The sequence below is a fragment of the Pseudomonas sp. GW822-FHT06B12 genome, assembly GCF_058799675.1.
In genome coordinates, this window is the sequence record NZ_JBXALR010000017.1 from 34,233 (window position 1) to 60,996 (window position 26,764).

Consider the following 26,764-nt stretch of genomic DNA (forward strand, 5'->3'; position numbering starts at 1 on the left):
ATATATTGTCTTCAATGTTGGTCTTAAGTGGCGCACCCCCCCCCCCCCCCCCCGTCATGGGGCCCTTCGAGGCGTCTGTTGTCGTAGATATGATGTACAAATAGGGGTTCTCGAATCGTCCAATGGGCCAGCTGTTGCGGTGTTTGAGAATTGTCTTAGAGTCATTTCCAGTGGTTGAAGATAGCCTTGGTTGCTCTTCAGTGAGTCGAAGATGTTGATAAGCGCTCACGGGGCTAACCTGTCAGGTTTACCGCATGTCAAACAAAGCGCTACGCATATTGATCGCTGATGGGCAGCATTTTCAGCGAATAAAGATAGAAAAAATGCTCAATCAACTGGGCTATTGCCGAATTGCTCCCTTGAGTTCATTTCAAGAGGTGCAGTCGGTGACCCGCACTCAAGGTCAGCCTTTTGATCTGTTGATAATTAACACCGCCCTGGTGTGCTCAACGGAATTCAATTTGTTGAAGTACTGCCATGAAAACCCTCGGATTCGCCATACGCTTATCTATGAGGGGTGGCGCACGGAATGCTCGCTGGTGTCGGTATCCGTGAGTCAGGCCATACAGGTTTGCCTGTCCCAGACGCCAGATTTCGACTCCCTCAAACGTTGCATGGATGTGGTTGATCCAGCGCCTCGCAACTCTTCATTGGAGAGGACTTCCGGGTTATTGACGGCGATTTGAGGTTCTCTATACACGGTCGTTGGCCGGCAATACCCAAAGTCACTTTTATCGTGATCCACCCATAGCAATTAAGAATCGCCTCATGTCCCTGCGGTTTCGGCCTGCTTATGGTGTGAGGATGAAACTGAAGACTTGCCTGCACCAGAACATCTCAACCCTCTTCTCGCCCGGGGGCGCTCCGAATGCTTCCGTGTGCCGACAAAAAAATACAGTTCAACTGACTACGTTATGTCTGATGGGTGTGTTTGTTTTCGAAATGGCTTTAGAGGTGAAGGCTGCTGAGTCAGTCAGCACACTTTCCAGCACACGACGCCTGCAGGATCAACAACTGGAAAGGCTTCAATCGCAAGCCTTGAAACGACCCGACGTGCTTTCCAGCTCACCTCAAGAACCGGGCGAAACCCTGGAGTTCCCGAGTGAAACGCCTTGCTTCGTTATTCACTCGGTCGAGTGGCGGGGCGCCGCGGAGTTTCCATGGCTGCCTCGTACCCCGTCGATCCAGGGGCATTGTGTGGGAGGGGAAGGGCTCGGCATCTTCAGACGTTGGGTGGCGAAGCAATTCATGGCTCGCGGGTATGTGACGACACAGGCCGGCATTCCGGCGCAGGACCTGGCCAGCGGTCGCCTGATCATCGATATCATCCCGGGCCGCATCGCAGAGGTTCAAGAGCAGCCCGACAGTCTTGGCTGGACACGTCCTGTGTTCCCGGCTGCGAAAGGTGCGTTGTTGAATGTTCGCGATCTTGATCAGGCGCTTGAAAACGTCCGTCGCCTGCCGGGGCAGGCCGTCACAGCTTTCGACCTGATACCAGGCTCGGCCTTGGGTGAGAGCAACATCGTCATACAGCATCCGCAAGACGCACGCCGTGTCTTTGGCCTATTGACCACAGACAACTCCGGTATTGACGCCACCGGCCGCAATCAGCTGGGTGCAGTTGTGGCGATTGACTCTCCGGCAGGCCTCTACGATCAGCTTCTACTCACCTACAACTCGGACGCCGAGTTCAGCAATCACACGCTCGGGTCCTACTCAAAAAGTGCGGCCTGGAATATTCCGATGGGGTATGCGTCGTTTTCTCTGGGTGCCAGCGAGTGGAGAAGCAAGCAGGAGCTGCTCAAGGATGTCGACGGCAGCAGTGTGCCATTCACCGCAAGAACCCGTCGCCTCGATGCGGGGTTCGGCTACGTGGTCTATCGCTCCAGCCATAGCAAGGGCACGTTCAACTCCCGGCTGGTGCGTCGGGAGGATCGGTCGTGGGTCAGCACAACCGAACTGCTCCAACTGCATCGGGATATCACCAGCTACGAATTCAGCTTCGCCCATCGTCAGCAGCTGACAGGCAGTACGGTGAATGTCGAATTCGGGTTGCGTGGCAGCCTGCCAGGGATGAGCGAATCGCCAGGTTCTGTCTATGAAGAACAGGACTGGAACGGGCGATATCGGATCTTCACCGCCAGGGCATCGGCCGAGACGGCATTTATCGCGGGCGGCAAACGCCTGGGTTATCAGAGCGCGGCCTTTTTCCAGTACGCGCCCGTTCCGGCGCCTCCTACCGAATACCTGCAGATCGGCGGCCGCTACACGGTGCGTGGTTTTGACGGCAATACCACGGTTGCCGGCCCTGGTGGCTGGACCTGGCGCAATGAAATCGCGACGGCTGCCTTTTGGGGGAGCCAAGTCTATACGGCTATCGATGCCGGCCAGGTATCGCCCATTGGCAGCCAGCAGCCTGGTGGACGAACACTGATCGGCAGCGCGATCGGCCTGCGTGGCAATGCAAACACCTTCGGCTACGACCTCGCGCTCGGGATGCCACTCAAGGCGCCCGTTTTCTTGCACAGCCGCACGCCATCCCTCGACTTCTCGGTCACCAGCCGCTTCTAGGCCGACTCCATCGCGCGCGACTTTCCTATCAACCCAACCATGGAGGGCACCGACACACGCCAACCTATTGCGTCAAACAGCGCCCGTGTGAACCCCACGGTCGCTTCTGCGAATCCAGACATTGAGGTCATTATGACAATAACTGTTCAACACTCTATTCAACGTAGCCGAGCGCCATCGAGGCGTACCGAACTGGCGCTGGCACTCATGGTAGCGCTGCCGATGCTGCAGCAGACTGCGTACGCACAGCCGGGGGTTGTTATCGACCCGAGCGCTTCGCAGCAACCCACGCTGTCTGCCGTCAATGGCACTCCGGTATTGAACATCGTTGCACCGAACGGCTCAGGCATTTCGCACAACACGTTCACAGACTTCAACGTGGGGCAGGCCGGGCTGATTCTCAACAACAGCAGTACCGGGACACAGACAACGCTTGGTGGGGCGATCGCTGGTAACAGCCTTCTGAACGGGAACTCTGCGGGCGTTATTCTGAACGAAGTCACCGGCCGGGCAGCCTCCAGCCTGAATGGGGTGATTGAGGTCGCGGGGCCAAGTGCGCGGGTGATTGTCGCCAACCCCAACGGCATCTCGGCCAATGGCGCGGGCTTCATCAATGCAAACCGTGTGTCACTTGTCGCCGGTAAGGCTGTGTTTGACGAGAGTGGTAATTTGTCCCGCTTCCGGACGGAGAACGGCCAGATTCATCTTGAGGGCACCGGGCTCGATACATCCGGCGCCGATGAAGTCGACCTGGTCGCACGTACCTTGCAAGTCAATGCCAAGTTGCAGGCCCAAAAACTCAACGCCGTGGCTTTGAAAGGCGAGGTGGATGCTGCCAACCCGACGATTGTCACCCAAACAGGGGCTGCCGATAGCCAACCCGAGATCGCCATTGATGTTGCTCAATTGGGCAGCATGCACGCCGACTCGATCCGTCTGGTCGGGAAGTCCGCCGGGGTGGGTGTGAATGTGGACGGTAAGGTCAAGGCTCTCACCGGTAGCTTGTCTGTCTCGTCAGACGGCAAGGTCTTGATTGCCTCCACGAGTGAAATGGAGGCAAAACAAGCACTTTCCATCGTCGGTGATATGCACAACAAGGGCCTTGTCAAAGGCGCAGGCGTTTCGATAACCGGTAACTCTGTTCAGAGTGAAAAGGCGTCATTGCTGGCGGACGGTTCACTCTCGATGGTCGGCAACTTCAGTAATAGCGGTGACGTTCGTACTAGCGGTTCGATGATTTACACCGGGTCGCTGGAGAATCGTGGCACTGTACAAAGTGGTGGCTCGATGAGTTACACCGGTTCTCTGCAAAACCATGGCACTGTCCGCAGTGGTGGGGCAATGATGATTACCACCAGCCAGGTGGTCAACGACAAGGTCATACACAGCGATAGTTCCATGAACATCGTGACCAATAATCTGCGCAATGACCAGGCAGGTTCGATCACCAGTGCAGGCCGGTTCTCCAGCGTCATCGGGAGTCGGATGAATCAAGGTGTCATGGGCGGTGGTTTCCAGCAGCCGCCAGCCAAACCGGTTGCACCGGTGACCACTACGCCGAACGTCACTCCAGGGGCAGTAGCCGGTAGCGCCTCTTCCGGTGCGGCGCCAGCTCCGCAGCAAAACATCGGAAACAGCAAGCCGAATGGCAGTACGATTGCGCAGAATCCGGCGCCAGCCATAAACCAGCCGATCACCTATCCCTCTTTCGGGTTCGCCCCCGTTCAGTGGCAAGCACCGGTTGTGACCTACCCGATGTTTACCTGGTCCGGGTATCAGCCGGTGGCCTACCCGTCGGCACCTGCCTGGAAACAGCCAAGCTACCAATTCGCACAACTGCGTTACTGGTAATTTGATTCGGTCGGGCGGGTTGATGTCTTTCGATCCGCCTGGCTCGATTTCTGCACCTGATGGTGCTTTTTGAAGCTTGCGACAGTCATGCAGGCAGAGAGTCCAAGCAGATATGTCGGAGCAAGGTAATCCGGGCGGCGCATTGAAAAGGTCGATGCGCCGCTGCCTATTGGTTACTGCTCCGCCAGTTCAGGCACCTTCACCGCCGCTGGCTTCAACACCAGCCACAACGCCCCCGCGATCAACAGCCCGCCATACAGATGCGCCATCGACAGCGGTTCATCGAGAAACAACGCGCCCCACAACACCCCGAACGGCGGGATCATGAAGGTCACGGTCATCGATTTGACCGGGCCGATCGAGCTGAGCAAACGGAAATACAGGATGTAGGCAAACGCCGTGCAGCCCAGGCCCAACCCCAGCAACGACAACCAGACACTCCAGCCACCCCAGCTAACGGGCGGTTGGCTGATGACGCTGTAGCCGAACAGCGGTAACACAAACAGCGTTGCACCGAGCATGCTGCCCAGTGCCGAGAGACGGCTGTCGAGGCCACCTTGATGGTCGAGCCAGCGCCGCGCCAGGAACCCGGCGAAGCCGTAGCAGGTGGTCGCGAGCAGGCAGGCGAGTGCGCCGATCAGTAATTCCATATCGAAAGCCACGGGACCGGCGCGGGTCAGGATGGCGACGCCAAACAAGCCGAGAGCAACCCCGGCAATCTTCGAGAGGGTGAGTCTTTCGCTGAAGAACAGGCCGCCGATCAACACGCCCATCAGCGGCGTGGTGGCGTTGAAAATCGCCGAGTAACCGGCCGGCAACACTTGAGCCGCCACCGAGTACAGGGTCGCTGGAAGACCGGAGTTGATCATCCCGAGTAGCAGCACGGTTTTGAACTTGCCACGGAAGTCCCAACTGATCCGCATCAGCGTCAGAATCACCAGCAATCCGGTGGCGGCGATCGAAACGCGGAAAAAAGCAGTGGGGATTGTGCCAATCACTGGGGCGATGATGCGCATGAACAGAAAGCTCGCCCCCCAAATAGCGGCAAGTGACAACATACGCAGAATATCGACGGGGTTCACGGCTCGTTCCTTCCTTTATCAGGGCGCAAGTGTCACCGTCGGAGCCGTCCATGGCAATGGTTGCAATGCGTAACAATTGACCTCTAAGCTCAGCCTCCAACGATAAGAACCATCCCGTAGAGGTCTCCACATGCCGCAGCCATGGCCCGCCGCCGATATTGCCCAGATGATCCTCGACGGCTTCGACGATTACCGCGAGCATTTCCGCCAGATCACTGACGGCGCCCGGGAGCGCTTCGAACGGGCGCAGTGGCAGGAAACGCAAGTCGCCTCGGCGGCGCGGATCAACCTCTATGAAGTAAAGGTCAGTGAAGTGGCGGGGCGTCTGCATGCCGCCTTCGAGGCTGATGTGTTGATGGATGTCAGCTGCTGGCCGCTGGTCAAAAGCGCCTACATCAGCCTGATCGACCTGCGTTTCGACGATGAACTGTCCGAGACCTGGTACAACTCGATTTTCTGCGGGCTGTTCAGCCACGACCTGATCAGCGACGGTTGCATGTTCATCCACACCACCCGGCCCAGCTTGCACCGGGCCCGGGCCGCGCAGACCCGCACTTACAAACCGCAAGGTCAGTTGACGAACATGCTGGCGAGCATTTTTGCCGACTACCGCTTCAGCGAAGACTACGCCGACCTTGCCGGCGACCTGCGCAGACTTGAAACACAGCTGCGCGAGAACCTGCCCGACTGGGTCTGCAAGGATCCGGAACTGAGCGTCGAGCTGTTTTCCTCGGTGCTCTACCGCAACAAGGGCGCCTATCTGGTAGGGCGGATCTTCACCACCGATGAGCAATGGCCACTGGTGATTCCGTTTTTGCACCGCGAAGGTCGGGGGATTCAGATCGACGCGTTGATCACCGATGAGTCCGAAGTGTCGATCATTTTCTCGTTCACCCGTTCGTACTTCATGGTCGATGTGCCGGTGCCGGCGGAGTTCATCGGTTTCCTCAAACGCATCCTGCCGGGCAAGCACATCGCCGAGCTGTATACCTCGATCGGTTTCTATAAACACGGCAAGTCGGAGTTCTACCGGGCGTTGATCAACCACCTGGCTAACACCGACGATCAGTTCATCATGGCGCCGGGTGTACGCGGCATGGTCATGAGTGTGTTTACCCTGCCGGGGTTCAACACCGTGTTCAAGATCATCAAGGATCGTTTCTCGCCGTCGAAGAACGTCGACCGTGCCACAGTGATCGAGAAGTACCGCTTGGTAAAAAGCGTCGACCGGGTCGGGCGCATGGCCGATACCCAGGAGTTCGCCGACTTCCGTTTTCCGCTGAGCAAGTTTGATCCGGCGTGTCTGGCCGAGTTGCTGGAAGTCGCCGCGTCGACGGTACAAGTGGAAGGCGACACGGTGCTGATCCGCCACTGCTGGACCGAGCGGCGCATGACGCCATTGAACCTGTACCTGGAAAACGCCAACGACGCTCAGGTGCGTGAAGCGCTTGAAGACTATGGTCTGGCGATCAAGCAACTGGCGGCGGCGAACATCTTTCCCGGCGACATGCTGCTGAAAAACTTCGGCGTCACCCGACATGGGCGGGTGGTGTTTTATGACTACGACGAGATTTGTTTTCTCACCGAAGCCAACTTCCGCCACATACCGCAGCCGCGTACGCCGGAAGATGAGATGGCCTCCGAGCCCTGGTATTCGATCGGGCCGCTGGACGTGTTCCCCGAGGAGTTCCCGCCGTTCCTGTTTGCCGATTCCGCGCAGCGGCGGTTGTTCGATCAACTGCATGGCGAACTGTACAACGCCGACTATTGGAAAGGCCTGCAAGAGGCGATTCGCGCCGGCAAGGTGATCGATGTGTTCCCATACCGCCGCAAAGGCCTCGATAACGAGTAGCTCTCTGCGATTGCTGCGCAATCGATCGCGAGCAGGCTCGCTCCCACATTTGACCGTGGTGCCCCCGATTTTGTGGTCGCTATAGATCCAATGTGGGAGCGAGCCTGCTCGCGATCGGCCGCGCAGCGGACGTAAAATCTGCGACAATCCGCCCCCTGCGCCACTAGACGACCTTTGCGTACCTGATGACTGACGAATCGCCTTCCATCGACAAACTGCTGAAAAACCTCGATCACGCCATGCTTGCCGACCGCCACCGGCTGCGGCGGCAGTTGCTCGAGCTGCGCCAGAAGCCCGACGACGCCAAGCTGGCCCTGTGGGTGGCGCGCATGCAAGCGTCCTGCGACCAGGTGTTGGCGCGGCGCGCCAGCCTGCCGCTGATTCGTTACGACGACAGTCTGCCGATCGCCGCCAAGCGTGACGAAATCAAGGAAGCGCTGCTCAAGCATCAGGTGCTGATCATCGCCGGTGAAACCGGCTCGGGTAAAACCACCCAATTGCCGAAAATCTGCCTGGAAATCGGTCGCGGCCAGCACGGCCTGATCGGCCACACCCAGCCACGCCGGATTGCTGCGCGCAGCGTGGCGAGCCGGGTTGCCGAAGAACTGGCCACACCGCTCGGTGCCTTGGTCGGTTATCAGGTGCGGTTCGAGGATCAGAGCGATTCCAACACCCTGATCAAACTGATGACCGACGGCATCCTGCTGGCGGAAACCCAGAACGACCGCTACCTCGAGCGCTACGACACGATCATCGTCGACGAAGCCCACGAGCGCAGCCTGAACATCGACTTCCTGCTCGGTTACCTGAAAACCCTGCTGCCGCGCCGTCCGGACCTGAAAGTTATCATCACCTCGGCGACCATTGATCTGGAGCGCTTCTCCAAGCATTTCGACGATGCACCGATTGTCGAAGTCTCGGGCCGCACCTTCCCGGTGGATACCTGGTACCGGCCGTTGACGCTGGAGCAGGACGAAGAGGGCAATCGGGTCGAAGACGACTTGACCGTGGACCAGGCGATCCTCGCCACCCTCGATGAAATTGCTGCATTCGAACGCAGCGAGCGCCGCAGTCCTGGCGACGTATTGGTGTTCCTGCCCGGCGAGCGAGAGATTCGTGACGCGGCGGACATGCTGCGCAAAGCCCAGCTCAAGCACACCGAAATTCTGCCGCTGTATGCACGCCTTTCGCCGGCCGAGCAGCAACGGATTTTCCAGTCCCATCCGGGCCGTCGCGTGGTGCTGGCGACCAACGTCGCGGAAACCTCGCTGACCGTACCGGGCATTCGTTACGTCATCGACAGCGGCACCGCACGCATCAGCCGCTACAGCTACCGCGCCAAGGTCCAGCGCTTGCCGATCGAGGCGATTTCCCAGGCCAGCGCCAACCAGCGTAAAGGTCGCTGCGGGCGGGTCGAGCCGGGTATTTGCATTCGTCTGTACAGCGAAGAAGACTTCATCGGTCGCCCGGAATTTACCGATCCGGAAATTCTGCGTACCAACCTCGCGGCGGTGATTTTGCAGATGCTCCATCTGCGCCTTGGCGAAATCACCGATTTCCCGTTTATCGAGCCGCCGGATGGCAAGGCCATCAGCGACGGTTTCAACCTGCTGCAAGAACTCTCCGCAGTCGACCGCAACAGCCAACTGACGCCGCTGGGCCGGCAACTGGCGCGTCTGCCGGTGGACCCGCGCATGGGCCGGATGCTGCTCGAAGCGGCGAAGCTCGGCAGTTTGCAGGAAGTGCTGATCGTCGCCAGTGCGATGTCGATCCAGGACCCGCGCGAGCGTCCGCCGGAGCGTCAGCAGGCCGCCGATCAGGCCCACGCACAATGGAAGGACGTGGACTCGGACTTCGCCGGGCTGGTCAATCTGTGGCGTGGCTTTGAAGAGCAACGCCAGGCCCTGACCGCCAGTCCGCTGCGTAATTGGTGCCGCAAGAATTTCCTGAATTACCTGCGCCTGCGTGAGTGGCGCGATTCCCATCGCCAGTTGAGCCTGATCTGCCGCGACATGCAGTTGAGCCTGAACAGAGAGCCGGCGGACTACCCGAAACTGCACAAAGCGGTGCTGTCCGGTTTGCTCAGTCAGATCGGCCAGAAGACCGAAGACGGCGATTACCTGGGCGCGCGTCAGCGGCGTTTCTGGATTCACCCGTCATCGGGCCTGGGCAAGAAGCGTCCGCAATGGCTGATGACCGCCGAACTGGTGGAAACCACCAAGCTCTATGCGCGCATGGTGGCGAAGATCGAGCCGGACTGGATCGAGCCGCTGGCCGGGCACCTGATCAAGAAGAACCACTTCGAACCGCATTGGGAGAAGAAGCGCGGACAGGTCGTGGCCTTCGAGCAGATCACTCTGTTCGGGCTGATCGTGGTCGGTCGCCGCCCCGTGCATTACGGGCCGATCGATCCTGTCACCTCGCGTGAGCTGTTTATCCGTGAAGCGCTGGTGCGCGGCGAGATTCAGTCGAAAGCCAAATGCCTGAGCGCCAATACCTTGCTGCTGGAACAGCTCGACGAACTGGAGGCCAAGGCCCGTCGCCGGGACATTCTGGCGGACGAGGAAACCCTGTTTGCCTTCTACGATGCGCGCTTGCCGGCAGAGATCCATCAGACCGCGACCTTCGACAGCTGGTATCGGGTCAACAGCCAGAAAGACCCGCAACTGCTGATCATGCGCGAAGAAGACGTGCTGGCCCGCGAAGCCAGCGAAGTCACTGCCGCGCATTACCCGGACACTCTGCGTCTGGGTGACCTGACCTTGCCGTTGAGTTACCACTTCGAGCCCAACCATCCCCGTGATGGCGTGACCCTGCGCGTGCCGGCACCGTTGTTGCCGGCGCTGCCGCCGGAACGCTTGGAATGGCTGGTGCCCGGTGTGATCGAAGCCAAGTGCATCGCGCTGGTGCGCAACCTGCCCAAGGCCTTGCGCAAGAACTTCGTGCCGGTGCCGGACTTCGTCAAGGCGGCATTGCAACGAGTCACTTTCGCCGAGGGCTCGTTGCCGCAGGCGCTGGGTCGTGAACTGTTGCGTATGACCGGTGCGCGGGTCAGCGACGAGGCTTGGGCCGAAGCTGCGCAGCAGGTCGAAAGTCATCTGCGGATGAACCTGGAAATCGTCGATGGCCAAGGCAAGTTCCTTGGCGAAGGCCGGGATCTGCCTGAGCTGACCGCACGTTTTGCCGAGGCCAGTCAGGCGGCATTGGCTGTCCCGCAGACGGCGAAAAGCCAACAGCCGGTGGAAGCGAAAGTCTTTGCTGCCGTCGCCGAGAAAACCCAGCAGAAGATCGCCGGGTTGTCGATGACGGTTTACCCGGCGCTGGTGGAAGAGGCGGGCACGGTCAAGGAAGGGCGCTTCTCGACCCTGGCTGAAGCCGAGTTCCAGCATCGTCGGGCGTTGCAACGTCTGCTCATGCAACAACTGGCGGAGCCGGCGAAGTTCCTGCGCGGCAAACTGCCGGGGCTCACCGAACTGGGCCTGATGTACCGTGAACTGGGGCGCATCGACAGTCTGGTGGAAGACATTCTGCTGGCGAGCCTCGACAGTTGCATTCTCGACGGCGAAGCCAGTTTGCCGCGTGACGGCGCTGGTTTGGCCTCGCTGGCCGAGCGCAAACGCGGTGCGTGGACCGAGCATGCCGAGCGTCTGGCGAAACTGACGCTGGAGACTCTCAAGCTCTGGCACGGTTTGCAAAAGCGCTTCAAGGGCAAGATCGACCTGGCGCAAGCGGTGGCCCTGAATGACATCAAGCAGCAGCTCAGTCACCTGGTTTATCCGGGCTTTGTTCGTGAAACCCCGATGCAGTGGCTCAAGGAACTGCCGCGTTACTTGAAAGCCGTCGAGCAGCGCTTCGAGAAGCTTGGCGCTCAAGTGCAGAAGGACCGGGTCTGGAGCGGTGAATTGTCCGGTCTATGGACCCAGTATCAGACCCGCGCCAACAAGCACGCCCAGGAAGGCAAGCGCGATCCACAGCTTGAACTCTATCGCTGGTGGCTGGAGGAGTACCGGGTTTCGCTGTTCGCCCAGCAATTGGGGACCAAAGTGCCGATCTCCGACAAACGTTTGAACAAGCAATGGGCTCAAGTCGAACCCTAGAATCGAGGCTTGCACAAAACCCTGTGGGAGCGAGCTTGCTCCGGGCGGCGCTCCGACGATGAGGCCATCACCTTCAACGCCTATGTTGAATCTTAGGCCGCCATCGCGAGCAAGCTCGCTCCCACATTAGGTACGCCGTTACTCTTGCGACAGGGGCCAAATGCCAATGTTTATGGCAAACTTCGCGGTTATAAACACCGCCCCCGCAGATTTGAGCCTTCGCAGCCGGGCGGATCGGAATAAAGCGATGCCAGGTCGATGCCCTTTGAGGGGATAAGGCCCTTTATGTGTTGGTACGTCGGTGCCAATGCTTTCTGCCTGAACGGATTAGAGAAACGACCATGCATAATGTCGTCATCAGCGGCACCGGCCTGTACACCCCGGCCAACAGCATCTCCAACGAAGAGCTGGTGCAGTCTTTCAATGCTTATGTAGCTCAGTTCAATGCTGACAACGCTGACGCTATCGAGCGCGGTGAAGTGCAAGCGTTGACCGAATCCAGCGCAGCCTTTATCGAAAAAGCCTCCGGGATCAAAAGCCGCTTTGTCATGGACAAGGAAGGCATTCTCGATCCAAAGCGCATGGCGCCTCGTTTGCCTGAGCGTTCCAACGATGAATGGTCGGTGCTCTGCCAGATGGCCATTGGTGCTGCCGAGCAGGCCCTGCAACGCGCCGGCAAGACCGCAGCGGACATCGACGGGGTGATCGTCGCCTGCTCCAACCTGCAACGCGCCTACCCGGCCATTGCCATCGAAGTCCAGGAAGCCCTGGGTATCGAGGGTTTCGGTTTCGACATGAACGTCGCCTGTTCCTCGGCGACGTTTGGTATTCAGGCCGCCACCAACAGCGTACAGCTGGGCCAGGCCCGGGCGATCCTGATGGTCAATCCGGAAGTTTGCACCGGTCACTTGAACTTCCGTGATCGCGACAGCCACTTCATCTTCGGTGACGCCGCCACTGCGGTGATCATCGAACGTGCCGATCTGGCCACGTCCAAGTACCAGTTCGACATTGTCAGCACCAAACTGCTGACCAAGTTCTCCAACAACATTCGCAATAACTTCGGCTTCCTCAACCGCGCGGCGGAAGAGGGCATCGGTGCCCGTGACAAACTCTTTGTCCAGGAAGGCCGCAAGGTGTTCCGTGACGTTTGCCCGATGGTCGCGGAATTGATCGCAACCCATCTGGACGAGAACAAGCTGAACGTCAGCGACGTGAAGCGTTTCTGGCTGCACCAGGCCAACCTCAGCATGAACCACCTGATCGTCAAGAAGCTGCTGGGCCGCGAAGCCACCGAAGAAGAAGCCCCGGTGATTCTCGATACGTATGCCAACACCAGCTCCGCCGGTTCGGTGATTGCGTTTCACAAGAACCAGGACGATTTGCCAGCAGGTTCGCTGGCGGTACTTAGCTCGTTTGGTGCTGGTTATTCGATTGGCAGCGTGATTCTGCGCAAGCGCTGAGTTCAAGATCGCAGCCTGCGGCAGCTCCTACACGAGAAGGGCAGAAGGCCAATCTCCGTAGGAGCTGCCGCAGGCTGCGATCTTTTTCTATCAGGCACCACACATTCGGACGCGAGGTATCAATGGCCGCAGCTGACGACACGCAACTGCTCGAACGCCTGTTGGCGGGCGAGCAGAAGGCTTTCAAAGAGTTGGTCAGCACCTACCAGGGCGCCATGCGGGCGGTGGCCTATGCCATCGTCGGTACCCGGCATGCCGACGAAGTGGTGCAGGATGCCTGGCTGTCGGTGGTGCGCAACCTGAGCGGATTCGAGGGGCGTTCCAGCCTCAAGACCTGGTTGTTGACGATCACCGCCAACGCGGCAAAAGGTCGATATAAACAAAACCGTCGGGAAGTGCTGCTCGATGACCTGCCGTCACCCCACGGCACCATCGATGATGATCGTTTCTCCCCGGGAGATGGCCACTGGCTGGTGGCGCCGTTCAGCTGGCACCAGGACACCCCTGAGGCGCTGCTCACCGAAAACGAACTGCGTGAGTGCCTGGAAAATACCTTGCTCAGCCTGTCGGAACTGCAAAGCAGCGTGCTGCTGTTGCGTGAGCGCCAAGGGCTGGAGCTGGAGGATATCTGTAATCTTCTGGAGATTTCGCTCTCCAATGTTCGGGTGCTGCTGCACCGGGCACGGTTGAAGGTGTTTGCGACCGTGGAGCATTTTGAGGAAACCGGCGAATGTTGACCTGTAAGGAACAAGTGGCGCGGTCCAGCGATTATCTCGATGGTCAGTTGAGTTTTCGTGAGCGGCTGATGATGCGTCATCATTTGATGTTTTGCCCCAATTGCCGGCGGTTCATTCGGCAGATGCGCTTGATGCAGGCGACCTTGCGCGTCATGCCCGAAAAACCGGTTCCCGATGTCGACGAACTCGCCGAACGCCTGGCCGCCGAACGTCAAAAGGGTAAAAAATAGTTTCAGGTCGCACCACCGTCATACTTCGTCTTGACCCCGCCTCGGCGGGTTTTTTTATTTCGGCAAGTGCCGGGGATGGGCGATACTCGGCGGGTCTGTAGGCAACAACCGCTGGGGAACAGGATGCCGTTACACGTTTTGGACAGTCTGTCCGCCATCGCGCCTCAAGAGTGGGATGCGCTGGTGCCCGCGACTCAGCCGTTTCTGCGTCACGCCTTTCTGGCGGCGCTGGAAGACAGTGGCAGCCTGGGGCCGCAGTCCGGCTGGCAGCCGGAGCATCTGCTGCACATCGAAGACGGTCGTCTGCTCGCGGCATTGCCGAGCTACCGCAAATGGCATTCCTATGGCGAATACGTGTTCGACCATGCCTGGGCCGATGCTTGCGAGCGCGCCGGGATCGATTACTACCCCAAGCTTCTGACGGCTGTACCGTTCAGTCCGGTCAGCGGGCCACGGTTGTTGGCGGCTACCGTGCAGGATGGTTTCGAACTGCTGAACAGCGTGCCGGGTTATCTGGAAATTGAAGGACTCTCCAGCGCCCATATCAACTTTACCGACGCCTTTACCGATGCGGCATTGGCCGAGCAACCGGGCTGGTTGCAACGCATCGGTTGCCAGTATCACTGGCAGAATCGCGGTTATCGGGATTTTCAGGACTTCCTCGACGCACTCAGTTCTCGCAAGCGCAAACAGATGCGCAAGGAACGTGAACAAGTGGCGGGGCAGGGCATCGAGTTTGAATGGCTTGAGGGGCATCAGCTCGACCAGGCACAGTGGGATTTTGTCTACGCCTGCTACGCCAACACCTATGCGGTGCGTCGGCAGTCGCCGTACCTGACGCGGGAGTTTTTCAGTCTGTTGGCCGAACGCATGCCCGAAGCCATTCGGGTGGTCCTGGCCAAACAAGGATCACGGCCGGTGGCCATGGCCTTCAGTCTGGTCGGTGGCGATAGTTTTTATGGCCGATATTGGGGCTGCCTGGCGGAGTTCGACCGCCTGCACTTCGAGACCTGTTTCTATCAAGGCATGGAGTACGCAATCGCTAACGGCTTTCAGCGTTTCGACGCTGGCGCTCAGGGCGAGCACAAGTTGATTCGTGGTTTCGAGCCGGTGATCACCCATTCCTGGCACTACTTGCGGCATCCGGGATTGAAATCGGCAGTGAAGGATTTTCTTGAGCGCGAACGTCTGGGTGTCATGGGATATGCAGAAGAGGCGAAGAGCGCCTTGCCCTACCGGCTGGGCTGACGTCAGAGGACTCTGGCGTTTTTTTGATGCTGAAAAATGACCTTCAGAATCGCAGGTCTTATGTGGGAGCGAGCTTGCTCGCGATGCAGGCGCTGAGGTAAATCAGATACACCGCGTCATCGTTCTTCGCGAGCAAGCTCGCTCCCACAGGATCTGCGTTGATCTCGACACTCAGTCGATCCCGACAAACCCACCGGTCTGGTGCTGCCACAACCGCGCATACAACCCGCCGTGGGCCAGCAGTTCGGTGTGGCTGCCGCTTTCGGCGATCCGGCCTTTTTCCAGCACTACCAGGCGATCCATCCGTGCGATGGTCGAAAGCCGGTGAGCGATGGCGATCACGGTTTTGCCCTGCATCAGGGTTTCCAGGCTTTCCTGAATCGCCGCTTCGACTTCCGAGTCCAGCGCCGAGGTGGCTTCGTCCATGATCAGGATCGGCGCGTCCTTGAGCAGCACCCGGGCGATGGCAATCCGTTGGCGCTGACCACCGGAGAGTTTCACCCCACGCTCACCGACGTGAGCATCGAAGCCAGTGCGCCCTTCAGCGTCCGACAGCAACGGGATGAATTCGTCGGCGCGGGCCTTGCGGACCGCCTCCCAGAGTTCTTCGTCGGTGGCGTCGGGTTTGCCGTAAAGCAGATTCTCGCGGATTGAACGGTGCAGCAGCGAGGTGTCCTGGGTGATCATCCCGATCCGTTCGCGCAAGCTTTCCTGGGCTACGTTGGCAATGTTCTGGCCGTCGACCAGAATCTGCCCGCTCTGCAAGTCGTAGAGGCGTAGCAGCAGGTTCACCAGGGTCGATTTGCCTGCGCCTGAAGGGCCGATCAAGCCAATTTTTTCACCGGGTTTGATGGTCAGGTTGAGGTCGCCGATGATGCCGCTTTTCTTGCCGTAGTGAAACGCCACGTGCTCGAAACGCACTTCGCCACGGGCCACTTCCAGGCGCGGTGCCGGTTCGCGGTCGGTGACGCTGATCGGTTGGGCGATGGTTTGCAGGCCGTCTTGCACCATGCCGATGTTTTCAAAGATGCCGTTGACCACCCACATGATCCAGCCCGACATGTTGACGATGCGGATCGCCAGACCGGTGGCCAGGGCAATCGCGCCGACCGAGATCAGCGACTGGGTCCACAGCCACAGCGCCAGGCCCGTAGTGCAGACGATCAGCAGGCCGTTCATGCTGGTGATGACCACGTCCATGCTGGTGACGACGCGGCCGGCCAGTTGGGATTTTTCAGTCTGCTCTGCGATGGCTTCGCGGGCGTATTGCTGTTCGAAGTTGGTGTGGGCGAAGAGTTTCAGCGTGGTGATGTTGGTGTAGCCGTCGACGATCCGGCCCATGAGTTTCGAGCGCGCATCAGAGGACACCACCGAGCGTTCTTTCACCCGTGGCACGAAGTAGCACAGCGCGCCGATGTAGCAGGCGATCCAGGTCAACAGCGGGATCATCAAGCGCCAGTCGGCTTCAGCGAACAGCACCAGCGAGCTGATCGCGTAGATCAGCACGTGCCACAACGCGTCAACGGCCTGCACCGCCGAGTCACGCAGGGAGTTGCCGGTTTGCATGATCCGTTGGGCGATACGCCCGGCGAAGTCGTTCTGGAAAAAATTCAGGCTCTGTTTGAGCACGTAACTGTGGTTTTGCCAGCGAATCATGCTGGTCATGCCGGGGCTCAGGGTCTGATGCACCAGCAGGTCATGCAAGCCGACGAATATCGGTCGCAGAATCAGTGCGACCACCGCCATCCAGGCCAGCTCGACGCCGTGGATTTTAAAAAAGTCTGCATTGGGTGTGCCTTGGGCCAAATCGATGATTCGACTCAGGTAACTGAATAACGCCACTTCGATCAGCGCGCCGATCAAACCGACGACCAACAGCGCGGCAAAACTCGGCCAGACCTGGCGCAAATAATAGGTATAGAAGGGGAGAACCCGGCTCGGCGGAGCCGCCGTCGGGGCGTCACGGAAAATATCGATCAGTTTTTCGAAACGACGATAAAGCATCAGATAAACGCCCGCGTACGGGCTCTCCTTTTTTCGATGTGAGCGGCTCGGTGATAATACCGTTGCCGCTCAGGACTCCTTGTGCAGTTTAGTCGATGCGCTTGGCCGACTTGATCAGCACCGGGTCGATGGGCACATTCTGCATGCCCTGTTTGGTGGTGGTTTGCGAGTTGACGATGACGTCGACGACGTCCATGCCTTTCACGACTTTGGCGAACACCGCGTAACCGGCATCGCGACCCGGGTCGAGGAAGTCGTTGTCCTTGACGTTGATGAAGAACTGGCTGGTGGCCGAATCCGGATCGGAGGTGCGCGCCATGGACAGCGTGCCTCGCACGTTATGCAGGCCGTTGCTGGCTTCGTTCTTGATCGGTGCCTTGGTGTCTTTTTGCGCCATCTGCGGGGTGAAACCACCGCCCTGGACCATGAACCCTGGAATCACACGGTGGAAAATGGTGTTGGTGTAGAAACCGCTGTCGACATAGGCGAGAAAGTTTTTGGTGCTGATCGGTGCCTTGACCGGGTCCAGTTCGATTTCGATCTGGCCGTTGGTGGTGTCGAGCAAGACGTGCGGAGCCTTGGCAGCGTCTGCGGCCATCAGGTTGGCGGCGAACAGAACGGAGCCTGCGACAAGGGCGATTTTTTTCAGCATGGGTCAATGATCCTGGGTAGTGGTGTCGACTGCGGTTAGAAATTCAAGCAGGGTTTGGTTGAAACGTTGCGGCTGGTCCAATGGCGTTGCGTGGCGTGAGTCTTCGATCACCACCAGCCGCGCATCGGGCAGCAGTTTTACATAGGCTTCTTTCAGCGCCACCGGTGTGTAGTCGCGGTCGGCGCTGACGATCAGGGTTGGACAGGTGACTTTCGCCAGTCGTTCCTGAACTCCCCAACCAACGATGGCATTGAAGCTGGCGAGATAAGCACGTTTGTCGTTTTTTGCCCAGCGCTCGGCCATCTTTTGCCGCAGGTCTGCCTGTTCGGGTTTGGGAAACAGCTTGCCGCCCAGGGCCGTGCCGATGGTGCGCAGACTGAGGATGCGCATCAGGCTCCAGCGCTTGAACCATTGCCAGTAATCATCCGTCGTGCGGACTTTGACCTCGGGTGCGCTGTTGACGATGCACAGGCTTTTAAGCAGCGATGGCTGATCCACCGCCAGCTGAAAACCGATCATCCCGCCCATGGACAACCCGACCAGATGCGCCGGGCCAAGGTTCAGGTGTTCGATCAGCGCGACCAGGTCGGCGCTGAAGCCGGCAATGCTGTAGCGCTCGCGGGGCTTGTCGGAGCGACCGTGGCCGCGTACGTCCGGGACGATCACCCGGTAACGGGTCGAGAGCTCCGGGACCTGTTTTTCCCAGTCCAGCGTACTCGAGCCCAGCCCGTGAACCAGCAGCAGGGGTGTGCCGTGGCCATATTCCTCGTAGTGCAAGGTGCAACCTTCGTGTTCGAAATAGGCCATGGCGCAACTCCTTGTCAGGCTTGTTCTGGTGCAGCGAAAGGCGCATCCAGCGGCGCGGTGTCGAAGGTGCGCAGCAGTTCGATGAGGATCTGCGTCGCCGGGCCCAAGGGTTTGTCCTTGTTCGAATACAGATAGAAGCTCGGGTTTCGACTGCCGCCCTGGTCCAACGGTAGCAGCTTGAGCGTACCTTCCTTCAGTTCCCGTTCAATCATGTGCCGGGGCAACCAGGCGAAACCCAGGCCGCTGCTGACAAAGGTCGCGGCGGTGGCAAGGCTGCCGACGGTCCAGCGCTGTTCAGCGCCGAGCCAGCCGACGTCCCGTGGCTGCTGCCGACCGGAGTCGCGGATCACCACTTGCATCTGGGTTTCCAGATCCTGGAAATTCAGTTCGCGGTTCAGACGATGCAGCGGGTGTTCGGGGTGGGCCACGGCCACGAATTCTACATCACTCAATTCCGCGCCAAGGTAACCGGGAATGCTGAGACCGGTGATGGCCAGGTCGGCTACGCCTTCGAGCAAGACTTCCTCGACCCCGGACAATACTTCTTCGCGCAGACGCACCCGGCAGCCGCGGCTTTGCGGCATGAACGCGGTCAAGGCGCGGACGAGGCGGGCGCTCGGGTAAGCGGCGTCGACCACCAGCCGCACTTCCGCCTCCCAGCCTTGCTCCATGTGGTGCGCCAGATCTTCAAGCTGACTGGCCTGTTTGACCAGTTGCCGCGAGCGGCGCAGCAGCACGCCACCAGCTTCGGTCAGCACTGCTTTACGGCCGTCGATGCGCAACAGCGGCACGCCGAGCTGGTCCTGCATGCGCGCTACGGTGTAGCTGACGGACGACTGCGAGCGGTGCAGCGCTTCGGCGGCCTGGGCGAAACCACCGTGGTCGACCACGGCCTGGAGTGTTCGCCATTGATCAAGGGTCACGCGGGGCGCTTTCATGATGAGCTCCTCTTGTCCTAAGCTGGCAGCTTCCATTGGAGGCTGCCGAATGAAAAAAATCTGTTGTGTGGTGCTGGCGATGCTGCCGCTGACTGCGTTTGCCTACCCCATCGATGTACAAAAAGAACTCAACGGCCTGAAAATCGACTACACCACCTATGACACCGCTCGCGATATGGGCGCCATTAAACTGAACAACTACAGCGGTAAAGCCGCCGAATGCACGGTGGCATTCCGCAATGGCCCGGAAACACCGCGTACTCGCCGCGTGAGCCTGGAGGCTGGGAAAAGCGCCGACCTCTCGGCCAGGTTCAACCGCGAAATTATCAAGCTGTACATCACCCTGACCTGCAAACCCAAATAGGGTCGTTGCACCAGCGGGGCAGATACGCTCCGCTTATAAACGAATTTATTGATGGTTTATAGCAGTTATTTGTGCTTTTTCATCGATACGACTCTGTTTAATCTCCACTCCATCGACTTACAGCATTCACCGATGGAGGCTACATCCCATGTCCCGCGTTCTGATCATCGAAAGCAGTGCCCGCCAGCAAGACTCGGTATCACGTCAGCTGACCCAAACCTTCATCAGCCAATGGAAAGCTGCGCACCCGACGGACCAGATCACCGTTCGCGACCTGGCGACCCATCCGGTTCCACACCTGGACGCCAACCTGCTGGGCGGCTGGATGAAACCTGCCGAGCAACGCAATGAAATCGAGCAGGCGTCACTGGAGCGTTCCAACGAACTGACTGACGAGCTGCTGGCCGCCGACGTGCTGGTGATGGCCGCTCCGATGTACAACTTCGCGATCCCAAGCACGCTCAAAGCCTGGCTTGACCATGTGCTGCGTGCCGGTGTGACATTCAAGTACACCGCCACCGGTCCTCAGGGCCTGCTCAACGATAAAAGGGCGTTTGTCCTGACGGCTCGCGGCGGGATCCACACCGGTAGTACGTCGGACCATCAGGAACCGTACCTGCGTCAGGTCATGGCGTTCATCGGTATCCACGACGTCACTTTCATTCACGCCGAAGGCATGAACCTGGGCGGCGACTTCCACGAGAAGGGCCTGAACCACGCCAACGCCAAGCTTGCACAGGTTGCCTGAGCCGTTAATCGCCAGATAATCACCTGATGGTTAAGTAGCTCCCGAACCCCCTTCAAGCCGGTTCGCGCATCGAACCTCCCTTTGCACTTGTTGCTCATGAGTGCTCTAGCCCGATTGAACGCTTTAGCGAGATCGGGCTTTTTTTTGTCTGCGATTTTGTGGCCGGGCATGAACCTGTGGGAGCGGGCTTGCTCGCGAAGACGGAGTGTCAGTCGACATCATTGTTGAATGACACACCGCTATCGCGAGCAGGCTCGCTCCCACAGGTTTTGGTGTGTTGTCTGATGATTCGCAGTGAATAGCCAAACCCGCTATCGTCGCCGCCATTCGAAACGAGGCGAGCATGGGCTATCTACTTTTTGTCACGCTGATTCAGGCGTTTTCCTTCAGTTTGATCGGCGAATACCTGGCCGGGCATGTCGACAGCTATTTCGCGGTACTGGTGCGGGTGTTGCTGGCGGGGCTGGTGTTTATCCCGTTGACCCGCTGGCGTCAGGTGGAACCGGCGTTCATGCGCGGGATGCTGTTGATCGGCGCGTTGCAGTTCGGCGTGACCTACGTCTGCCTGTACCTGAGCTTCCGGGTGCTGACAGTGCCGGAAGTCTTGCTGTTCACCATCCTCACGCCGTTGCACGTGACTTTGATCGAAGATGCGCTGAACCGCCGCTTCAATCCCTGGGCACTGGTGGCGGCACTGGTTGCGGTACTCGGCGCGGCGGTGATCCGCTATGACCGGATCAACCCGGACTTCTTTATGGGTTTTTTGCTGCTGCAACTGGCCAACTTCACCTACGCCGCAGGCCAGGTGCTGTACAAACATCTGGTGGCGCGCCATCCGAGCGACCTGCCGCATTATCGACGCTTTGGTTACTTCTACCTCGGCGCGCTGGCGGTCGCCTTGCCGGCGTTTCTGCTGTTCGGCAAACAGAACTTCCTGCCAGAAGCGCCGCTGCAATGGGGCGTGCTGGTGTTCCTCGGATTGGTGTCCACCGCGTTGGGCCTGTACTGGTGGAACAAGGGCGCCTGCCTGGTGAATGGCGGAACGCTGGCGGTGATGAACAATCTGCATGTGCCGGTGGGGTTGCTGATCAACTTACTGATCTGGAATCAGCATGAAGCGTTGGGGCGGCTGATGTTCGGTGGATTGGTGATTCTGGCGGCGGTGTGGATTAGTCGCTTGGGTGTACAAAAGCGGGTAGCCGCCCACTAAACCTGTGGGAGCGAGCTTGCTCGCGATGGCTGAGTGTCAGTCGACATGAATGTTGCCTGTCACACCGCTATCGCGAGCAAGCTCGCTCCCACAGGGGATATGTGTAGCTACATCGAGCACTTTTCCGGCTCGGGGATATGGCTTGCGCCGAGCACCGCTGGGAGCAAGCCGGCCCTTAGGTCTCCGCCGCTCGGCTGCTGATACAAACTCAGCCCAAACTCCGGCAACACCGCCAGCAGGTAATCGAAGATATCGCCTTGGATCCGTTCGTAATCGGCCCACGCCGTGGTGCGGGTGAAGCAATAAATTTCCAGTGGTATACCTTGGGCGGTGGTCTGCATCTGGCGGACCATGCAGGTCATGTTCGGCTGAATCTCCGGATGGCTCTTCAAGTACGCCAACGCATACGCGCGAAAGGTCCCGATGTTGGTCATCCGCCGGCGGTTGGCCGACATCGCCGCGACGTTGCCCTGGGCCTCGTTCCAGCTCTTGAGTTCGGCCTGCTTGCGACTGATGTAGTCGGTGAGCAAGCGTACCTGCGTCAATTTCTGCTCTTCGTCGTCGTGTATGAAGCGCACGCCACTGGCGTCGATGAACAGGCTGCGCTTGATCCGTCGGCCACCAGACTGTTGCATGCCGCGCCAGTTCTTGAACGATTCGGACATCAAGCGCCAGGTCGGGATCGAAACGATGGTCTTGTCGAAATTCTGCACCTTGACCGTATGCAGGGTGATATCCACCACATCACCGTCGGCGCCGACTTGCGGCATTTCGATCCAGTCGCCGACCCGTAGCATGTCGTTGCTGGTCAGCTGTACGCTGGCGACGAACGACAGCAGGGTGTCCTTGTAGACCAACAGAATCACCGCCGACATGGCACCCAGACCCGAGAGCAGCAACAGCGGCGAACGATCGATCAGGGTCGCAACGATGATGATCGCGCCGAACACGAACAGCACCATTTTCGCCAGCTGCACGTAGCCTTTGATCGAGCGGGTGCGGGCGTGTTCGGTGCGTGCATAGATGTCCAGCAAGGCGTTTAGCAGGGCGCTCAGAGCCAGTACCAGGAACAGAATGGTGAAGGACAGGGCGACGTTGCCGAGAAAAATTTGAATGGTTTTGCTCAGTTCCGGCACCAGGTTCAAACCGAACTGGATCACCAGCGACGGGGTCATCTGCGCCAGGCGATGGAACACCTTATTGTTGAACAAGTCGTTGAACCACTGCATCGCCGGTTGCCGGCCAAGCAGTTTGACGGCGTGCAGCACCACATAACGCGCCACTCGTCCGAGCAGCAAGGCGATCACCAGCAGCACCATCAGCGCCAGGCTGGAATGCACGAGCGGGTGCTGGTCGAGAGCGCCCCAGAGGTCTTGGGTATTGAGCCAGAGCTGTTTGAGATCCATGGGCTAAAACGATTCTTCTATAGGACGAGACGGGGCGATTAGAGCATTTAAGACGCATCGAGTTACGTTCAGGGACAAATCCGCTAACAAAATAGCCATTGTTTGCGTCCGTTTGCATAAAGAAACTCGGCCTTCGCGCTCGAAACCGTTACCCTATGCAGCTGATTTTTTGTATTTCTTCGAGGTAGCACCCGTGTTTTCCCAATTCGCCCTGCACGAACGCCTGCTCAAAGCCGTGGCCGAGCTTAAATTTGTCGAGCCAACGCCTGTGCAAGCAGCGGCTATCCCGCTCGCGCTCCAAGGGCGTGACCTGCGGGTGACTGCGCAAACCGGTAGCGGCAAAACCGCTGCATTCGTATTGCCGATCCTCAACCGTTTGATCGGCCCGGCCAAAGTCCGCGTCAGCATCAAAACCCTGATCCTGCTGCCGACCCGCGAGCTGGCCCAGCAGACCATCAAGGAAGTTGAACGCTTCGCGCAGTTCACCTTCATCAAGTCCGGCCTGATCACCGGCGGTGAAGACTTCAAGGTCCAGGCAGCCATGCTGCGCAAGGTCCCGGACATCCTGATCGGTACGCCGGGCCGGATGATCGAGCAACTGAACGCCGGCAACCTCGACTTGAAAGAAGTTGAAGTGCTGGTGCTCGACGAAGCCGACCGCATGCTCGACATGGGCTTTGCCGAAGACGTGCAGCGTCTGGTCGAAGAGTGCACCAACCGTCAGCAGACCATGCTGTTCTCTGCCACTACCGGCGGTTCGGGCCTGCGCGAGATGATCGCCAAAGTCCTGAACAACCCTGAGCACTTGCAGCTCAATGCCGTCAGCCAGTTGAACGACACCACCCGTCAGCAAATCATCACTGCTGACCACAACCAGCACAAAGAACAGATCGTTAACTGGCTGCTGGCCAACGAGACCTACCAGAAGGCCATCGTCTTCACCAACACCCGTGCCATGGCTGACCGTATCTACGGCCGTCTGGTGGCGCAGGAATACAAGGCATTCGTCCTGCACGGCGAGAAAGACCAGAAGGATCGCAAACTGGCGATCGACCGCCTGAAGCAGGGCGGGGTGAAGATCCTCGTCGCCACCGACGTTGCCGCTCGCGGCCTGGACGTGGAAGGCCTGGACCTGGTGATCAACTTCGACATGCCACGCAGCGGCGACGAATACGTTCACCGCATAGGTCGTACCGGTCGTGCCGGCAACGATGGCCTGGCCATCTCGCTGATCTGCCACGGCGACTGGAACCTGATGTCGAGCATCGAGCGCTACCTCAAGCAGAGCTTCGAGCGCCGCACCATCAAGGAAGTCAAAGGCACCTACGGCGGACCGAAAAAGGTCAAGGCCTCGGGCAAAGCCGTTGGCGTGAAGAAGAAAAAGGTCGACGCCAAGGGCGACAAGAAGAAAACCGGCGCCAAGGCACCGACTAAGCGCAAGATCGCCAACCGCCCGAAGACCGACGCCCTGTCGCTGGTCAGCAAGGACGGCATGGCACCGCTCAAGCGCCGCAAGCCAGAAGCGCCGGCCGCTGAATAACGCGCCACGGCGATTCACCAAAAAACCCGGACTCTGTCCGGGTTTTTTCATTTTCAGCCCATGGCGATCTTGAGATCGAGCCTGACGTCAGCGCCGTCAGGAGCCTCGTACGTGTCAATCACGACACACTCTGCAACAAATTTGTAACAAGCTTATTGACGTCAGAATGATGGCAACTTAACATTGCGCCATCATATTGATATCACTTGTCGTCTCGAGGGATCGAACATGTACCTGCACCCCCTCGGGAAGAGGTTGTGTGCGGCTTTGCCGTGTCTATTGCTGTGTTTCACCAGCGTAAACCTTGCCCACGCCGCACCCACCCCTGGTGAAACCGACCTGATCCGCGAGCGTCAGGATCGCCTGCTCGAAGAGCAGCGCCGACGTCTGGAAGAACTCAAGGAATTGCCCGGTAAGGTCGTCAAACCAACGGCTCCGGCAGCTCCAGCCGATACCCGCTGCTTCCCGATCAAAGACATCGAACTCAAAGGTGCCGATAGCCTCTCGGCCAGTGAGCGCGAGCGTTTGCTCAAGCCTTACATCGGCCAGTGCCTGGGCGTCACTCAGCTCAACGAGCTGCTAAAAGTCATCACCGATTACTACCTCGAGAAAGGTCTGGTGACCAGTCGTGCCTACTTGCCGCAGCAGGATTTGTCTGCCGGTCATTTGAAGGTGCTGGTGGTCGAGGGCAAGCTCGAAGGCATCAAAGGCGCAGACGGCAGCAAGCTGTCGGACCGTGAATTGTCCATGGCTTTCCCTGGCAAGACCGGTGACTTGGTCAACCTGCGGGAGATCGAGCAACTGGTCGATCAGTTGAACCGCTTGCCCTCCAATCAGGCGCAGATGGAACTGGCTCCCGGCAAAGCAGTGGGTGGCAGCGAAGTCCTGGTCAAGAACACCCCGCAAAAGCCTTGGCGCGCTGGCTTGTCGCGCAATAACGAAGGTCAGCGCAGCACCGGCGAGCAGCAGTGGGGCACGACCTTTGACTGGGACAATCCGCTGGGGCTGGCGGACCAGTTGGCGTTGCGCGGTGGTCACGATGCGGTGAGCGATCATAACCACACCTCCAGCAACGCCATGCTCGATTACAACCTGCCGTGGGGCTGGTGGAACTTCAACTACAGCTACAGTCACAGTGATTACCGCTCGCTGATTGCCGCCAATGGTTACGACTTCAAGCAGACCGGCGACAGCCAGACTCACCAGTTCAAGGCCGAGCGAGTGATCTATCGCGATGCCGTGAGCAAGACGTCCTTGAGCACCGGCGTGTCCCACTTGCGCAGCAACAACTTCATCGAAGGCAGCAAGCTGGCCCTGAGCAGTAACCATCTGAGCGAAGCACAGTTCGGGATCAACCACGGGCGGCGCGTCGGCTCAGCCTTCGTCAACCTCGATCTCGGCATGCAGAAAGGGATCGGCGCTTTTGATGCCCAGAGCAATGGTCACCCGGGCCCGGGCGAGCCGGATGCGCGGTACCGCAAATACACCGGCACCCTGAGCTACTTGCAGCCGTTCAAACTCTGGGGCGAGTCGTTGAGCTTCAGCAGTTTGATGACCGGCCAGCGTAGCGAGGACGTGCTGTTCAGCCCGCAGCGCACCAGCCTTGGCGGGTTGTCGTCGATCCGTGGTTACAAGGACCAGTCACTGTCCGGTGACAGCGGCGGCTACTGGCGCAACGACCTGCGCTGGAGCCGCCCGGTGAACTGGGAATGGTTGCGTCCGGTGTTCGCTGAATATGGCACCAGCCTGGGCTACGACCAGGGTGTGATCAGTCATGGCCGCTACAACGGCGAGCAACATGGGCGGATGTCGAGCGACTCGATCGAACTGTTCGCTCGTGGTCAGCACGTGTCTGCCAGCGTGACCTTCGCCCACTCCCTGGAGCGGCCGGATGCGTTGACCGAGCGCGAAGCACCGATCTATTTCCGCGTGGATTTCTCCCTCTAATTTATCGCTCTATCGAG

General features: G+C 59.0%; 20 protein-coding genes. 14 read left to right on the plus strand and 6 right to left on the minus strand.

All coding sequences use genetic code 11. From position 1 onward, the window contains the following. Positions 1-254: 254 nt before the first annotated feature. The 3 genes from AC1RKH_RS26495 (at position 255) to AC1RKH_RS26505 (ending at position 4,422) form a co-directional block, all read left to right on the plus strand. Entirely contained in the window at positions 255-686 is a 432-nt protein-coding gene (locus AC1RKH_RS26495; protein ID WP_493064281.1) for a PleD family two-component system response regulator, read from the plus strand. Between the two features lie 118 nt (positions 687-804). Next, positions 805-2,571 (plus strand): ShlB/FhaC/HecB family hemolysin secretion/activation protein, encoded by a 1,767-nt coding sequence (locus tag AC1RKH_RS26500; protein ID WP_493064282.1) that lies wholly within the window; start codon positions 805-807, stop codon positions 2,569-2,571. 222 nt (positions 2,572-2,793) lie between these two features. Continuing rightward, positions 2,794-4,422: a filamentous hemagglutinin N-terminal domain-containing protein gene (locus AC1RKH_RS26505; RefSeq protein ID WP_493064283.1), complete on the plus strand. Its 1,629-nt coding sequence runs from the start codon at positions 2,794-2,796 to the stop codon at positions 4,420-4,422. Positions 4,423-4,595: 173 nt separating this feature from the next. On the opposite strand, the gene AC1RKH_RS26510 is transcribed toward AC1RKH_RS26505, so the two are convergent. Continuing rightward, positions 4,596-5,504, minus strand: a complete 909-nt coding sequence (locus AC1RKH_RS26510) for a DMT family transporter (RefSeq protein ID WP_493064284.1) — start codon at positions 5,502-5,504, stop codon at positions 4,596-4,598. A 130-nt stretch (positions 5,505-5,634) separates the two neighbouring features. Between AC1RKH_RS26510 and aceK the strand changes: the two genes are divergently transcribed. The 6 genes from aceK to AC1RKH_RS26540 all read left to right on the plus strand — a co-directional run bounded on the left by aceK (position 5,635) and on the right by AC1RKH_RS26540 (position 15,131). Then, positions 5,635-7,356, plus strand: a complete 1,722-nt coding sequence (aceK, locus tag AC1RKH_RS26515; protein ID WP_493064285.1) for a bifunctional isocitrate dehydrogenase kinase/phosphatase — start codon at positions 5,635-5,637, stop codon at positions 7,354-7,356. 185 nt (positions 7,357-7,541) lie between these two features. Further along, positions 7,542-11,453, plus strand: coding sequence for an ATP-dependent RNA helicase HrpA (hrpA, locus tag AC1RKH_RS26520; RefSeq protein WP_493064286.1), 3,912 nt, complete (start codon positions 7,542-7,544; stop codon positions 11,451-11,453). A 341-nt stretch (positions 11,454-11,794) separates the two neighbouring features. Continuing rightward, the gene (locus AC1RKH_RS26525; protein ID WP_123427924.1) at positions 11,795-12,916 is read left to right on the plus strand and encodes a beta-ketoacyl-ACP synthase III; all 1,122 of its coding nucleotides are present in this window, start codon (positions 11,795-11,797) and stop codon (positions 12,914-12,916) included. Positions 12,917-13,038: 122 nt separating this feature from the next. Further along, positions 13,039-13,653 (plus strand): RNA polymerase sigma factor, encoded by a 615-nt coding sequence (locus AC1RKH_RS26530; RefSeq protein WP_493064287.1) that lies wholly within the window; start codon positions 13,039-13,041, stop codon positions 13,651-13,653. Continuing rightward, on the plus strand, positions 13,647-13,883 hold the full coding sequence (locus AC1RKH_RS26535) for an anti-sigma factor family protein (RefSeq protein WP_123427920.1): 237 nt from the start codon (positions 13,647-13,649) through the stop codon (positions 13,881-13,883). Before AC1RKH_RS26530 ends, AC1RKH_RS26535 begins: the two co-directional genes overlap by 7 nt. Before the next feature lie 123 nt (positions 13,884-14,006). Continuing rightward, entirely contained in the window at positions 14,007-15,131 is a 1,125-nt protein-coding gene (locus AC1RKH_RS26540; RefSeq protein WP_493064288.1) for a GNAT family N-acetyltransferase, read from the plus strand. A 171-nt stretch (positions 15,132-15,302) separates the two neighbouring features. On the opposite strand, the gene AC1RKH_RS26545 is transcribed toward AC1RKH_RS26540, so the two are convergent. The 4 genes from AC1RKH_RS26545 to AC1RKH_RS26560 form a co-directional block, all read right to left on the minus strand. Continuing rightward, positions 15,303-17,135, minus strand: a complete 1,833-nt coding sequence (locus AC1RKH_RS26545; RefSeq protein WP_493064289.1) for an ABC transporter ATP-binding protein — start codon at positions 17,133-17,135, stop codon at positions 15,303-15,305. Between the two features lie 88 nt (positions 17,136-17,223). After that, entirely contained in the window at positions 17,224-17,787 is a 564-nt protein-coding gene (locus AC1RKH_RS26550; protein ID WP_123427914.1) for a peptidylprolyl isomerase, read from the minus strand. 3 nt (positions 17,788-17,790) lie between these two features. After that, complete coding sequence (locus AC1RKH_RS26555) at positions 17,791-18,594, minus strand: alpha/beta fold hydrolase (protein WP_493064290.1); 804 nt, start codon at positions 18,592-18,594, stop codon at positions 17,791-17,793. A gap of 14 nt (positions 18,595-18,608) precedes the next feature. Then, a complete protein-coding gene (locus AC1RKH_RS26560; protein ID WP_123427910.1) occupies positions 18,609-19,532 on the minus strand; it encodes a PA3225 family LysR-type transcriptional regulator in 924 nt (307 codons plus the stop codon). Positions 19,533-19,581: 49 nt separating this feature from the next. On the opposite strand from AC1RKH_RS26560, the gene AC1RKH_RS26565 reads away from it, so the two are divergent. From AC1RKH_RS26565 to AC1RKH_RS26575, 3 genes are all read left to right on the plus strand, one after another. Beyond that, positions 19,582-19,896, plus strand: a complete 315-nt coding sequence (locus AC1RKH_RS26565; protein ID WP_493064291.1) for a 3-phosphoglycerate kinase — start codon at positions 19,582-19,584, stop codon at positions 19,894-19,896. A 148-nt stretch (positions 19,897-20,044) separates the two neighbouring features. Beyond that, positions 20,045-20,644 carry an FMN-dependent NADH-azoreductase gene (locus AC1RKH_RS26570; RefSeq protein ID WP_493064292.1) on the plus strand — a complete coding sequence of 200 codons (600 nt, stop codon included), beginning with the start codon at positions 20,045-20,047 and terminating at the stop codon, positions 20,642-20,644. A gap of 343 nt (positions 20,645-20,987) precedes the next feature. Beyond that, positions 20,988-21,854 (plus strand): carboxylate/amino acid/amine transporter, encoded by an 867-nt coding sequence (locus AC1RKH_RS26575; RefSeq protein WP_493064293.1) that lies wholly within the window; start codon positions 20,988-20,990, stop codon positions 21,852-21,854. Between the two features lie 107 nt (positions 21,855-21,961). Here AC1RKH_RS26575 and AC1RKH_RS26580 read toward each other — a convergent pair whose 3' ends face one another. Continuing rightward, complete coding sequence (locus AC1RKH_RS26580; RefSeq protein ID WP_493064294.1) at positions 21,962-23,260, minus strand: mechanosensitive ion channel family protein; 1,299 nt, start codon at positions 23,258-23,260, stop codon at positions 21,962-21,964. 193 nt (positions 23,261-23,453) lie between these two features. On the opposite strand from AC1RKH_RS26580, the gene AC1RKH_RS26585 reads away from it, so the two are divergent. Both AC1RKH_RS26585 and AC1RKH_RS26590 read left to right on the plus strand, forming a co-directional pair. Further along, positions 23,454-24,800 carry a DEAD/DEAH box helicase gene (locus AC1RKH_RS26585; protein ID WP_123427900.1) on the plus strand — a complete coding sequence of 449 codons (1,347 nt, stop codon included), beginning with the start codon at positions 23,454-23,456 and terminating at the stop codon, positions 24,798-24,800. A gap of 228 nt (positions 24,801-25,028) precedes the next feature. Then, positions 25,029-26,747, plus strand: coding sequence for a ShlB/FhaC/HecB family hemolysin secretion/activation protein (locus AC1RKH_RS26590; protein ID WP_493064295.1), 1,719 nt, complete (start codon positions 25,029-25,031; stop codon positions 26,745-26,747). Positions 26,748-26,764 lie beyond the last annotated feature (17 nt).